Annotated in this window: 11 protein-coding genes; 7 read left to right on the plus strand and 4 right to left on the minus strand. The window is 72.7% G+C overall.

The window, feature by feature from the left end; genetic code table 11:
* Positions 1–131: 131 nt before the first annotated feature.
* On the minus strand, positions 132–1,085 hold the full coding sequence (locus AB0C02_RS00445; protein WP_357539570.1) for a 4-(cytidine 5'-diphospho)-2-C-methyl-D-erythritol kinase: 954 nt from the start codon (positions 1,083–1,085) through the stop codon (positions 132–134).
* Positions 1,086–1,169: 84 nt separating this feature from the next.
* Positions 1,170–2,039, minus strand: coding sequence for a 16S rRNA (adenine(1518)-N(6)/adenine(1519)-N(6))-dimethyltransferase RsmA (gene rsmA, locus AB0C02_RS00450; protein ID WP_357539572.1), 870 nt, complete (start codon positions 2,037–2,039; stop codon positions 1,170–1,172).
* A gap of 116 nt (positions 2,040–2,155) precedes the next feature.
* Here rsmA and AB0C02_RS00455 point away from each other — a divergent pair, with 116 nt between their 5' ends.
* Both AB0C02_RS00455 and AB0C02_RS00460 read left to right on the plus strand, forming a co-directional pair.
* The gene (locus AB0C02_RS00455) at positions 2,156–2,662 is read left to right on the plus strand and encodes a SigE family RNA polymerase sigma factor (protein WP_357539574.1); all 507 of its coding nucleotides are present in this window, start codon (positions 2,156–2,158) and stop codon (positions 2,660–2,662) included.
* Positions 2,659–3,855, plus strand: a complete 1,197-nt coding sequence (locus tag AB0C02_RS00460) for a hypothetical protein (RefSeq protein WP_357539576.1) — start codon at positions 2,659–2,661, stop codon at positions 3,853–3,855. Before AB0C02_RS00455 ends, AB0C02_RS00460 begins: the two co-directional genes overlap by 4 nt.
* 37 nt (positions 3,856–3,892) lie before the next feature.
* On the opposite strand, the gene AB0C02_RS00465 is transcribed toward AB0C02_RS00460, so the two are convergent.
* On the minus strand, positions 3,893–4,792 hold the full coding sequence (locus AB0C02_RS00465; protein ID WP_357540952.1) for a TatD family hydrolase: 900 nt from the start codon (positions 4,790–4,792) through the stop codon (positions 3,893–3,895).
* An 80-nt stretch (positions 4,793–4,872) separates the two neighbouring features.
* On the opposite strand from AB0C02_RS00465, the gene AB0C02_RS00470 reads away from it, so the two are divergent.
* From AB0C02_RS00470 to AB0C02_RS00485, 4 genes are all read left to right on the plus strand, one after another.
* Positions 4,873–5,580 (plus strand): class I SAM-dependent methyltransferase, encoded by a 708-nt coding sequence (locus AB0C02_RS00470; RefSeq protein WP_357539578.1) that lies wholly within the window; start codon positions 4,873–4,875, stop codon positions 5,578–5,580.
* Between the two features lie 16 nt (positions 5,581–5,596).
* Positions 5,597–7,357 (plus strand): hypothetical protein, encoded by a 1,761-nt coding sequence (locus tag AB0C02_RS00475; protein ID WP_357539580.1) that lies wholly within the window; start codon positions 5,597–5,599, stop codon positions 7,355–7,357.
* A gap of 69 nt (positions 7,358–7,426) precedes the next feature.
* Positions 7,427–8,650: a hypothetical protein gene (locus AB0C02_RS00480; RefSeq protein WP_357539582.1), complete on the plus strand. Its 1,224-nt coding sequence runs from the start codon at positions 7,427–7,429 to the stop codon at positions 8,648–8,650.
* A gap of 61 nt (positions 8,651–8,711) precedes the next feature.
* A complete protein-coding gene (locus AB0C02_RS00485; RefSeq protein WP_357539583.1) occupies positions 8,712–9,563 on the plus strand; it encodes an alpha/beta hydrolase in 852 nt (283 codons plus the stop codon).
* A gap of 70 nt (positions 9,564–9,633) precedes the next feature.
* Here AB0C02_RS00485 and metG read toward each other — a convergent pair whose 3' ends face one another.
* Entirely contained in the window at positions 9,634–11,436 is a 1,803-nt protein-coding gene (gene metG, locus AB0C02_RS00490; protein ID WP_357539585.1) for a methionine--tRNA ligase, read from the minus strand.
* 138 nt (positions 11,437–11,574) lie between these two features.
* On the opposite strand from metG, the gene AB0C02_RS00495 reads away from it, so the two are divergent.
* A complete protein-coding gene (locus AB0C02_RS00495) occupies positions 11,575–12,453 on the plus strand; it encodes a hypothetical protein (protein WP_357539587.1) in 879 nt (292 codons plus the stop codon).
* The last annotated feature ends 15 nt before the right edge of the window (positions 12,454–12,468 follow it).

Here is a 12,468-nt window from a genome sequence, read left to right on the forward strand (position 1 = left end):
CCCCGGGCCGCATGATCAACTCCGGTTGCGGCAAGGTGTGGTCTCGCCGTCGGATTTGACCACACCTTGCCGCAAACCGTGTCGATCATGCCGCCCGGTGCGGAGGATGTGGAGGGCGCGTCGAGGCGGAGTCAGACGATGCGGGCGCCGGCGACCGGGCCGTGGGCGACGCGGGCCTCCCGGCACACCCCGGCGGCCGCCAGCTCGGCGGCGATCCGCTCGGCGTCCGCCGCGTCGGTGGCGAGGAAGACGCAGGTCGGGCCGGAGCCGGAGACGATGCCGACGAGCGCGCCGGCCGACTCCCCCGCCTTGAGGGTGTCGGCCAGTGACGGGCGCATGGCCAGCGCGGCGGCCTGCAGGTCGTTGCCGAGGGCTGCGGCGAGCACCCTCGGGTCGCGCTGGCGCAGCGCGGCGAGCAGCGCGTCGGTGCTGCCGAGCGGTGCGCCGGCCGTGCCGGCGTCGCGCAGCCGGTCCAGCTCCCGGTAGGCGGCCGGGGTGGAGAGGCCGCCATCGGCCACCGCCACCACCCAGTGCCAGGAGGTGGGGCGGGCCAGCACCGGGCTGACCGCCTCCCCCCGGCCGGTGCCCAGCGCGGTGCCTCCGTGGATCAGGAACGGCACGTCGGAGCCGAGGTCGGCGGCGATGCCGGCCAGTTCGTCGCGGGACAGACCGGTGCCCCAGAGCGCGTCACAGGCGACCAGCGCGGCGGCGGCGTCGGCGCTGCCGCCGGCCAGCCCGCCCGCCAGGGGGATGTGCTTGCGCAGGTGCAGGCGGGCGTGGGGCAGAACGCCGGCGTAGCCGGCGAGGGCGTGGGCGGCCCGGATCACCAGGTTGGTGTCGTCGAGGGCAAGCTCACCGGTGCCCTCACCCTCCATGGTGAGGGTGAGGGTGTCGCCGCGGCGGGCGGTCAGCTCGTCATAGATGGAGATCGCGTGGTAGACGGTGTTCAGCTCGTGGTAGCCGTCGCGGCGCAGCGGCCCCACCCCGAGGTGCAGGTTGACCTTGGCGGGCACCCGGACCTTGACCGGCCCGCTGGCCCCGCGCCGCTGCTCCTCCTCGTCGTCCGGTCGCCAGGCCTCGGTCACCGGGCGATGTCCCGGACACGCAGCCGGATGTCGAACGGCTTTTCCACGATCAGCTCCTCGGCGGGGTCGGGCAACGGCGCCAGCCTACTGGGCGACGGCGGGAACGGCCGGGGCCGACGCGGCGACGGCGGCGAACTGCTCAACGGTCAGCGACTCGCCGCGGGCGCTCGGGTCGACGCCGGCGGCGGTGAGCGCCGCGGCGGCCCGGTCGGCGCCGCCGGCCCAGCCGGCCAGTGCGGCGCGGAGGGTCTTGCGGCGCTGCGCGAACGCCGCGTCGATCACCGCGAAGACGGCCTGCCGTGGCACATCGACGCGGGGCGGCTCGCGCCGGGTGAACGCGACCAGCCCCGAGTCGACGTTCGGCACCGGCCAGAACACGTTCGGCGGCACCTTGCCGGCGGCCCTGGCCCGTGCGTACCAGGCGAGCTTGACCGAGGGGATGCCGTACACCTTCGAGCCGGGACCGGCGACGAGCCGGTCGGCTACCTCCTTCTGCACCATCACCAGGCCGTGGCGCAGGGTGGGCAGCTCGGCGAGCAGGTGCAGCACCACCGGCACGGCCACGTTGTAGGGCAGGTTCGCTACCAGCGCGGTGGGGGCGGGGTCGGCCAGGTCGGCGGCGGTGACCCGCAGCGCGTCGGCCGGGTGCACGGTGAGCCGGTCGGCGTTCGGGCCGGCGAACCGGGCTGCGGTCTCCGGCAACGCGGCGGCCAGCGCCGGGTCGAGTTCCACGGCATGCACGTGCGCGGCCACCGGCAGCAGGGCCAAGGTGAGCGAGCCGAGCCCGGGGCCGACCTCCAGCGCCACGTCTTCCGGGGCGAGGCCGGCGGTGGTGACGATCCGGCGGACCGTGTTCGGGTCGTGCACGAAGTTCTGGCCGAGCTTCTTGGTCGGCGTCACGCCGAGACGCGCGGCGAGCTCCCGGATCTCCGCCGGGCCGAGGAGACCGGTCACGAAACCAGAGCCTACGGCCAGTGGCCCCGGCCCGACGGGTCAGGTCCGACAGAAAGCGGCGTACCCACCAACCGGATGGGGGCGTGGATCGTGTGTAGGTCCGAAAGGAGGCGCTGATGGATGCCTTCGAAGGCCTGTCGGAGTTCGTCAGGAGCAACACTGCGACCCTGTCGCGGCTGGCCTATCTGCTGGTCGGCAACCACGCCGACGCCCAGGACCTGTTGCAGTCCGCGTTGACGAAGAGCGCCGTGCGCTGGCGCCGGATCTCCGGCTACGACGATCCGGTGGCGTACGTCCGGCGGGTGATGGTCAACGAGGCCACCAGCCGGTGGCGCCGGTGGCGCCGGCTGAGGATCGACCCGGTCGGGGAGATGCCGGAGCGGCCCCGGCCGGATGACGCCGCCGACACGGTCGGCCGGGTGGTCCTGTGGGCGGCGTTGGGCCGGCTGACCAGCCGTCAGCGGGTGCTGCTGGTGCTGCGCTTCTACGAGGACCGTTCGGTGCAGGAGACCGCCGACCTGCTCGGCTGCTCGGTCGGCACCGTCAAGAGTCAGACCCACCACGCGTTGGCCCGCCTGCGGGCCATCGCACCCGAACTCGCCGAACTGGAGGTTGTGGCATGAACGATCTGCGGGAGCTGTTCCATACGACGGCCGCCGAGGTGCCGTGCTACGACGTCGGCGGGCAGGTGTTGCGCGCGGCCCGCCGTCGGCGTCGGGTGGTGCAAGGTGCGCCGGTGGCGGCACTGGCGGGGGTGCTGGCCGTGATCGGGGTCGTGGCGGCGACGGCACCATCCGGTGGCGACGTGCCGATCGTCGCCGCCGACCGCCCCGCGCTGGCCGTTCCCCTGCCGTGGCTGCCGGCCACCGTGGGCAGGGACGACGGGAAGGCCACGCCGCTGCCCACCGACCGGGCCGTTGGCGCCGGCTCGGTCCTGTACGGCCGGTGCGCCCGATCCTGCGCCCCCCGGCTCGTCACCGAGGACGGCCGGGTGTACGAGCTTCCCGGACCGGGGCCGAAGTCAGCGACGGCCCCCCGGGTGCCGACGCTGTCGCCGGACGGGCGATGGCTGTCCTACCCCGACGCCGAGGGTCGGTACGTCCTGCGTGACCTCACGGCCGTCCGGATGTTGCCGACGGGAACCCGGCGGGTGGTCGGCTGGTCGGCGGACAGCCGCTGGGCGGCCCTGGCCGACGCCAGCTACGAGGACGTCACCGCGCTCCTGTCGCCAGCGGACGCGCGGGAGGTGCCGGTGACGCTGCCGGCCGGCGAGCGGCGACCGCTGGCGGGGGTGACCAGAGACGGCGCAGCGGTGTTCGGGCCCACCGGGACGCGTGCGGACGGTGACCCGTTCGAGTTGCGGATCATCGACGCCACTGGCGCCACCCGTAACGTCCGGATCGACACATCCGACCTACTCGGGCCGGACAAGGAGCTGTCGGGCTTCCCAGTGCTCGCCGCCGATGAAACCAGCGTGTTGTTCCAGGTGATGCACGTGCGGCACGCGCTCGCATCCCCTTGGGACGTGGTCCGCGTCGATCTGACCGACGGCTCGGTTCGCGCCCGGTTCCGGTTGCCCGTTCCGGACGCGGACGTCCGGTCGGGCCGGGCGGTCGGCGGCGACGAGTGGGCCCCGCTCGGGGGTCAGTCCCGGGAGCTCGTCTCGGCGATTGCCGAGGGCGCGGTGCTGGTGCACTACTGGGGTCCCGCGCCGCACGCGGTGGAGGTACTCGACCTGCGCAGCGGCGATCGCGAGGTGATCACCGACGTCGCCGACGGCGTGGAATGGTTGCTCGTACGCGGCCAAACCGGCTGACGTGAGAGGAGGGCCACCTTGATAGGGGGCCCTCCTCTCACCACGGGCCGAAGGCGCGGTTGCCGGTGGCGGAGATGGCGGCGCAGAGTGCGTCGAGTCCGGTGCCGGTGGCCTCGGCCAGGGACCGGACGGTCAGCGGGATCAGGTACGACGCGTTGGGCCGGCCCCGGTGCGGCATCGGGGTCAGGTACGGGGCGTCGGTCTCCACCAGCAGTTGGTCGACCGGCGTGACGGTGGCGGCCTCGCGGAGCGCCCCGGCACTGCCGAAGGTGACCGTGCCAGCGAAGCTGAGCAGGTACCCCCGGCGTACGCACTGGCGGGCGAACTCGGCGTCGCCGGAGAAGCAGTGCATGACGACGGTGTCGGGGGCGCCCTCGTCGTCGAGGATGCGCAGCACGTCGGCGTGCGCGTCCCGGTCATGGATGACGAGGGTCTTGCCGTACCGCTTGGCGATGGCGATGTGCGCCCGGAAGCTCTCCTCCTGCACGGCCCGCCCCTCGTCCCCGGTACGGAAGAAGTCCATCCCGGTCTCGCCGACGCCGCGTACCCGGTCGCGGGCGGCGAGGGACTCGATCTCGCGCAGCGCCTCGTCCAGGCCGGCCAGCCGGGGCGCCTCGTTCGGGTGCAGCGCCACGGTGGCCAGCACAGCGCCGTAACGCTCGGCGACGTCGGCGCCCCAGCGGGACGACTCGACGTCCACGCCGACCTGGACCAGCCGGTCCACCCCGACACCGGCGGCCACCGCGATGGCGGCGCCGACCGGGTCGTCGGCGGGTCCGCCGCCGGGTACACCGTATTCGCCGACGGTGATGTCCAGGTGGGTGTGGCTGTCCAGCACGGAAACGGGCAGCGCCTCGGGGGCGGGCGGGAACTCCCCGGCCCGGCGGGCGGCCCGCTGCTTGCGGGTTTCGGTCTGCTCGGTCATCGGGGCCAGCATCACACACCGCTTGTACGTCACCTGGTACGACCCGGTAGCGTTCGGACGAATTCGGCCACCCCTCGCCCCTAGGGACTGCCATGTCTCCACGCGACGGCACCGCTCTCGGGCAGAACGCGCACGATCTGCTGACCCGGTGGTACGAGGACCACTACTCCACGACGGCCGCGACGGCGGACGGGTCGTTCTTCGAGCGCTACCTGCACCGGTCGATGGAGGCGCCCTACGGTCCGGAGGTCCGGTACGCCCGGGTGCTCGAGGTGGGCGGCAACTGCGGCGAGCACGTGCCGTACGTGCGCCACCAGTTCGACGAGTACCTGCTGACCGACCTGCGCCAGCCCCGCCCGACCGAGCGGGTGGCGGCGGATCCCCGCGTACAGGTGGCGGCCTGTGACGTGTCCGACCTGCCGTACCCGGGCGGCGGTTTCGACCGGGTGATCGCGACCTGCCTGCTGCACCACCTGACCGACCCGTTCGCGGCACTGCGCGAGATACGCCGGGTCGCCGCGCCCGGCGGCACCGTCACGATCCTGCTCCCGACCGACCCGGGGGTCGTGTACCGGTTGGGCAAGGCGCTCACCTCCGGTCTCGCCGCCCGCCGGCAGGGCATCGCCGACCTGTACGAGGTGGTCACCGCGCTCGACCACCGCAACCACTTCCCGTCCCTGCTGGCCCAGGTGCGACACGTCTTCCGCGCCGACGGTGTCGCGGTGAGCTGGCGGCCGTTCCGGGTACCCGGCTGGCACCTGAACGCGTTCAGCGTGGTGCACGTCCGGATAGGCGCCTGACCTAGCATCGACTGCTATGGAATCCGCAGCGCCCGCGATCGCGCCCGAGACCGCCGACGAGCCGGAAGGCGGGCCGAGACGCGCGCTCGTCTGGCGGGTGCTGCGGCACGAGTGGACGCTCGCGGTGCTCGGCGGCCTGCTGCTCGCGGTGGTGCTGACCTGGCCGACGCTGAAGCACCCGGCGTCCACGATCCCGGGTGACCTCGGCGACCCGACCGTGCAGTCGTGGCAGATCGCGTGGGGTGGGCACGCACTGCTGACCGATCCGCTGTCGCTGTGGGACTCGAACACGTTCTATCCCGAGCGGTACACGTACGCGTACACGGACACGCTGCTCGGCTACGCCCCGGCCGGTTTCATCGGCTCCGGCCTCGAGGCGACGATCGTCCGCTACAACGTCTTGTACGTGCTGCTGTACGCGCTGGCGTTCATCGGCGCGTACGCGCTGGTCCGCCAGCTCGGCGCGGGCCGGCTGGGCGCGGCGGTGGCCGGGGTGGCGTGGGCGTTCTCGCCGTGGCGGCTGGCGCACGGCGGCCACATGAACATCCTCTCCACCGGCGGGATCGCGCTCTCGCTCGCGATGCTGGCCCGCGGCCACGGCTGGTCGCTCACCGGCGGCTACCAGCCGGACAAGCGTCGGCCCGGCTGGGTGGTGGCCGGCTGGCTGACCGCTGCGTGGCAGGTCAGCCTCGGCTTCGCCATCGGCCTGCCGTTCGTGTACTTCCTGGCCGGCGTCTGCCTGGTTGCCGCCGGCACGTACGCGTTGTCGTGGTGGCGCAGGAAGGCCCGGCCGCCGTTCGGGCGCAGGCTGCTCGTCGCCGACCTCGTGGGCGGCTCGCTGTTCGGGCTGGTCACGATCTCGATCGCGATGGTGTACCTGAAGGTCAACGAGCTCAACCCGGGCAGCAAGCGTGGCCTGGAGTGGACGATCATGTTCTCGCCGCCGCTGAAGGGATACTTCACCGCGCCCGGCGAGTCGTGGTTCTGGGGCGAGCGGCACGCCGCCGCCCGCGAGCAGCTCGTGTGGCCGCCGGAGATGGCGCTGCTGCCGGGCGTCTGCCTGATCGTGCTGGCCTCGGCCGGGCTGTTCTTCTCGATCTTCTCGGTTCGGCACCGGATCATGCTGGCCGTGGCCACTATGGGCACCGCACTGCTCGGGCTGGGCGCGACGCTGGGCGGCGACGGCGACCCCGGCTACCTCACGCTCTCCAAACACCTGCCCGGCTGGGACGCGCTCCGCACACCGGGCCGGCTGATGATCTGGACCAGCCTCCTGCTGGCCATCCTCGCTGCCGGCGCGGTCACCGAGGCGGCCCGCAACGCGGGCATGCTCAAGGGTGCCGGCCGCGTCGTGGCACGCGTCGCGCTGGTCATCCCGCTGCTACTTGTGATCGGCGAGGGCGTGAACAAGACCGCCCACCCGCCGGTGCCGCAGCCGCCAGCCGCGTTCGCGCAGGCCCGCGAGCCGCTGCTGGTACTACCCGCGACCGGGCTGATCGAGCTTCAGTACATGATGTGGACGGTCGACGGCTGGCCACGGATCGCCAACGGCATGGCCGGATTCGAGCCGACCACCCAGGCGCAGACCCGCGCGGCCACCGTCACCTTCCCGGACCAGACCTCGATCGCGTACCTGCACGGCATCGGCGTGAAGGACGTGCTCGTGCTACCGGATTACCTGCCCGGTACGCCCTGGGAGGGCGTGCCCAGCCGGCCGGTCGACGGCCTCGGCATCACCCGGGAGGACATCGGCGGCGCGGTGCTCTATCGCCTTTGAAGCGGGAACTCCCCGGCCCGCCACCGAGCGTTCACACACCACACATCTGTTCCGCTTACCGTGCGGCTCGTGATCGTCACCCCTCAGACCAGCGGGACCGGGCTGCACGTGACGTACGACGGTCGCGTCCACCCGGCGGAGGAGATCGCCCGGGGCGCGGCGTACGAGTTGTTCAGCGCGGAGGAGGTGCCCGGCTTCGAGTGGGCGCCCCGGCCAGGGGTGGCGTATCCGTGGCGGAAGTTCGTGCACGTGACCGAGGTGAGCGCGGTGCACGGCGGGAGGCCGCCGACCGAGGAGGCGGACGCGCCACTGCTGATGCCGGTGCACCGCGAGCACGGTTGGTCGTACCTGCACCAGCTCAGCCAGCAGCCGGGGGCAGCCGGGGACCCGACGCTCGCGGCGGTGCGCGGCTCGGCGGCGATCCGGCCGGGTACCCGGATGGTGAAGGTGCTGTCCGCCCGCCAGCTCGCCGGCTACCTGCGGGGCTGGCTGCCGCACGGCTTCTGCTGTCGGGAGCACGACGTGGCGCACCTGCGTACGCCGGCCGGGCTGGCGGTGCTGCGCGGCGACGGGGAGGGCGGCGAGGTGGCGTACGCGCTGCGCTGGCGGGCCACCGACCCGACCGACTACGACGTGCCGGCCGGACCGGCGCACCAGGGCCTGGTCGCGCTACCACCCCGGGACCGGCTCGGGCCGCCGGTGCTCGGTACCGGCTTCGTGCCGAGCAACGCCCAGCTCATTCCGGAATTCATCACCCGGGACTTCGCCGACCTGCCGATGCCGGCCAACGCCGCGCTGCTCGCCTACCCAGCGGAGGGGGTGGAGGTGGTGCTCTATACCTACCAGGCGGAGCAGCGGGGCTGGCTGCGAATGGTCGGCCCGCAGTGGCGGCACCTGCTGTCCGCGGTACCCGGGCTCTCCCCCGATCAGGAGTACGTGCCGAACGGCGACACGCCCCGCTCCACCCAGCTCGTCGGCGCGTACGGCGGCAGCGAGTACGAGGCGGTGGCCGACCAGCCGGGCGGCTTCCGCGTCCTGGCCATGACCCGGGCGGCCCGGTACCCGGTGGAGTCGGCGGCTCGACGGCTGCGCTACGCCACCTGGCGTGGGGTGCCCTGCCTCGTGCTGCGGGAGGAGGCGGGCTGGCTGCGGCTGCGGTTGCGCCGGCCGGACCCGGACGCGGTGGCCGTGACCGGGGCGCAGTGCCACGACCGGGGCATCTACGAGACCTGGGCGCCGGGCGCCGAGGTGACCGCCGACCAGGTGGTGGACCTGCCGTACCCGCGGGCATAACCGACGGCGGCCGGGGAATCCGCCGGGGTCCGACACGGCACCCCAGCTCAGGAGATCCGACATGCCTTTCGTCACCGTCGGCACGGAGAACTCCGCGCCCATCGACCTGTACTACGAGGACCACGGCTCCGGGCAGCCGGTGGTGTTGATCCACGGTTTCCCGTTCAACGGGGCAACCTGGGAGAAGGTGACCATCCCACTGCTGAACGCCGGATACCGGACGATCACCTACGACCGGCGCGGCTTCGGCTCGTCCGCCCAACCGACCACCGGGTACGACTACGACACCTTCGCGTCCGACCTCGACGTGCTGATGACCGAGCTGGACCTGCGCAACGCGATCCTGATCGGGCATTCGATGGGCACCGGCGAGATCACCCGCTACCTGGGCTCGTACGGGTCGAACCGGGTGGACCGGGCGGTGCAGCTGGCCCCGCTGGCGCCGTTCCTGCTGAAGACGCCGGACAACCCGGAGGGCCTCGACAAGAGTCTCTTCGACGGCTTCCAGCAGGCGATCCTGAACGACCGGTTCGCCTATATGACCCAGTTCTGTCAGGCCTTCTTCAACTATGACGAGAACAAGGGCAAGCGGGTCAGCGAGGAGGCGTTCCGGGGGCACTGGGAGATCGGCGTCCGGGCGTCGGCCAAGGGCACCCACGACTGCGTGGACGCCTGGCAGACCGATTTCCGCAACGACCTGCCCCGGATCGACGTACCCGTGCTGCTCGTCCAAGGCGACAAGGACGCGGTGCTGCCCTATCCGGCGACCGGGCAGCGGTTGGGGCAGATGCTGCCCAACGCGAAGCTGATCACCTTGAAGGGCGCCCCGCACGGCACCCCGTGGACCCACGCCAACGAGGTCAACCAGGCGATCATGGAGTTCATCGGCGCGTCACGGATGGCGCGCGCCTGAGAGCCCACGCGGGCTCTGCGCGTACCGGCGGCGCGGCCCGGTGTTCCGGGCCGCGCCGCCACGCGTACGGTCAGCCGGCCAGCCGGGCCAGCTCCTCCTCGACGATGGACGGGTCGAGCTTGCGGAACACCGGCTTCGGCGCCGCGAGCGGCCGGCCCACCTCCAGGGGTACGGACTCCCAGCGCGTGCCGACGGTGTAGTCGCCGGTCAGCACCGGGTACGCCGGCCCGCCGTCGAGGTCCTCGACCTCCTCGATCACCGGCATCGGCGCGTGCACGCCGGTGCCGCCGAGCAGCTCGTGGATCTTCTGTGCGGAGTGCGGCAGGTACGGGGTGAGCAGCGTGTTGGCGTCGCTGACCACCTGCAGGGCGACGTGCAGGATGGTGCCCATCCGCGGCTTGTCGTCCTCGCCCTTGAGCTTCCAGGGCGCCTGCTCCGACAGGTATTTGTTGGCCTCGGCGACCACCCGCATCGCCTCGCCGATGGCCTGCTTCTGCCGGTGCTTGGCGATCAGGTCACCGACGACGGCGAAGCCGGCCCGTGCGGTGGCGAGCAGCGCCTGGTCGGCCTCGGTGAGCCCGGCCGGGTCGACCGGCGGGATCGCGCCGAAGTTCTTCGCCGCCATCGAGACCGAGCGGTTGACCAGGTTGCCCCAGCCGGCGACCAGCTCGTCGTTGTTGCGGCGGAGGAACTCCGACCAGGTGAAGTCGGTGTCGTTGCTCTCCGGGCCGGCGACCGCGATGAAGTAGCGCAGCGCGTCGGCGTCGTACCGCTCCAGGAAGTCCCGGACGTAGATGACCACCTTGCGGGACGAGGAGAACTTACGTCCCTCCATGGTCAGGTATTCGCTGGAGACGACCTCGGTGGGCAGGTTGAGCCGGCCCAGTTCGCCCGGCTCGCCGTCGCGGGCGCCCTGGCCGGAGTAGCCGCCGAGCAGCGCCGGCCAGATCACCGAGTGGAAGACGATGTTGTCCTTGCCCATGAAGTAGTAGGCGCTGGCGTCCTTGCCCTCCCCGTCGGCGGACCACCACTTGCGCCAGGCCTCCGGGTCGCCGGTGCGGCGGGCCCACTCGATGGAGGCGGACAGGTAGCCGATCACCGCGTCGAACCAGACGTAGATCCGCTTGTCGGGCCGGTCGCGCCAGCCGTCCAGCGGGATCGGCACGCCCCACTCCAGGTCGCGGGTGATGGCCCGGGGCTGGAGGTCGTCCAGCAGGTTCTTTGAGAACCGCAGCACGTTGGGCCGCCACCCCTCCCGGGTGCCCAGCCACTGCCGCAGCGCGTCGGCCAGGGCCGGCAGGTCCAGGAAGAAGTGCTCGGTCTCGACGAACTCGGGCGTCTCGCCGTTGATCTTCGACTTGGGGTTGATCAGGTCGATCGGGTCGAGCTGGTTGCCGCAGTTGTCGCACTGGTCGCCGCGGGCGCTGTCGTAGCCGCAGATCGGGCAGGTGCCCTCGATGTAGCGGTCGGGCAGGGTACGGCCGGTGGACGGGGAGATGGCCCCGGTGGTGACCTTCGGGACGATGTAGCCGTTGCGGTGCAGCCCGAGGAACAGCTCCTGCACCACCGCGTAGTGGTTGCGGGTGGTGGTGCGGGTGAACAGGTCGTACGACAACCCCAGCGCCTGCAGGTCCTCGGCGATCACCCGGTTGTAGCGGTCGGCCAGCTCGCGCGGGGTGACCCCCTCGGCGTCGGCCTGCACCTGGATCGGGGTGCCGTGCTCGTCGGTGCCGGAGACCATGAGCACGTCGTGGCCGGCCATGCGCATGTACCGGGCGAAGACGTCGGAGGGAACGCCGAATCCGGATACGTGGCCGATGTGGCGCGGGCCGTTGGCGTAGGGCCAGGCGACCGCGGCGAGAACGTGACTCATGAGCAGCAAGCGTAGTGATTGCCTGCGGTCGACCGCGAACCAATAGGGCCGGTCCCACCAACCAACCCCGACACGGCGTCCGATTTGTCGCCGACACGCGGCCTGAGCTGCCCGGGCGCCCCCGCGTACCGGTGTCAAATGAACGGCGTGACCAGCAGACCAGCGGCGCCGGAGCAGGGTGGGCCACCCGCCGACCCGGCGGGGGCCGCCGCCGCGGCCGCGACCGGGGCGGCGGCGCGCGGGGCGGTCGCCCCGCAGCCGCGGGCGGAGCCGGCCGACCCGCCGGTGGAGGTGGAACCGACCACCGGAGCGCCGGTGGACGCGGTGCCACGCCGCGTGCCGGTCCGGCAGCCCCACTGGCAGCAGCCCTCCCTGGGCGGCACGCCGGACGGCGGGATCTTCTGGGCGCCGATCGAGGAGGTGCACTGGGACGGCACGCCGCTACGGGCGGAGCCGCGCCGGCGGGCGGACCGGTCGTCCACCGGCCGCCCGCTGTTCCGGTCCCGCCGGTCCCGCTCGTCCCACCCGCCGGATCCGCTGCCGGCGCTGACGGTGCTGGTCGCCCTGAGCCTGATCGCGGCGTTTTTCGCCTGGGTCAGCGCCGGGCCGCTGTGGTTGGCGGCGGGGCACGCCACCAACGGGACCGTCGTGATCACCGACTGCACCGGCCGTGGCCTGACCCAGCGCTGCCGGGGGGTCTTCCTGGCCGACGGCGGGCGGTTCGTCGCCCACGGGGTACGGGTCAGCGGGGTGCCGGCCGAGCGCAGCGCCACCGGCAGCGCCCTGCCCGCCCGGATGACCGGGCCGGACGGGGGCACCGCGTACGCGGACGCCGGGATCGGCCGGCACCTGCGCTGGCTGCTCGGGCTGCTGCTGGTGCTGGGCTGCGCGGCCGGGATCGCCCGGTGGACCGGCGCCACCCGACTGCCGAACCGGCGGCACCGTCGCTGGGCGGTGGGCGCCGCCCTGGCCGGCCCGCTGCTGATCACCGCCGGTTTCCTCGCCGCCGCCTGGTAGGCGCCCTGTTAACAA

It is taken from the genome of Micromonospora sp. NPDC048999 (assembly GCF_040649295.1).
Lineage (GTDB): Bacteria > Actinomycetota > Actinomycetes > Mycobacteriales > Micromonosporaceae > Micromonospora.

Excerpts from the sequence above, each read along its gene's own strand:
- AB0C02_RS00465 (WP_357540952.1), bottom strand. The coding sequence starts at position 4,792 with ATGCTGGCCCCGATGACCGAGCAGACCGAAACCCGCAAGCAGCGGGCC.
- AB0C02_RS00455 (WP_357539574.1), top strand. The coding sequence starts at position 2,156 with ATGGATGCCTTCGAAGGCCTGTCGGAGTTCGTCAGGAGCAACACTGCG.
- AB0C02_RS00485 (WP_357539583.1), top strand. The coding sequence starts at position 8,712 with ATGCCTTTCGTCACCGTCGGCACGGAGAACTCCGCGCCCATCGACCTG.
- AB0C02_RS00460 (WP_357539576.1), top strand. The coding sequence starts at position 2,659 with ATGAACGATCTGCGGGAGCTGTTCCATACGACGGCCGCCGAGGTGCCG.
- metG (WP_357539585.1), bottom strand. The coding sequence starts at position 11,436 with ATGAGTCACGTTCTCGCCGCGGTCGCCTGGCCCTACGCCAACGGCCCG.
- AB0C02_RS00470 (WP_357539578.1), top strand. The coding sequence starts at position 4,873 with ATGTCTCCACGCGACGGCACCGCTCTCGGGCAGAACGCGCACGATCTG.
- AB0C02_RS00475 (WP_357539580.1), top strand. The coding sequence starts at position 5,597 with ATGGAATCCGCAGCGCCCGCGATCGCGCCCGAGACCGCCGACGAGCCG.
- AB0C02_RS00495 (WP_357539587.1), top strand. The coding sequence starts at position 11,575 with ATGAACGGCGTGACCAGCAGACCAGCGGCGCCGGAGCAGGGTGGGCCA.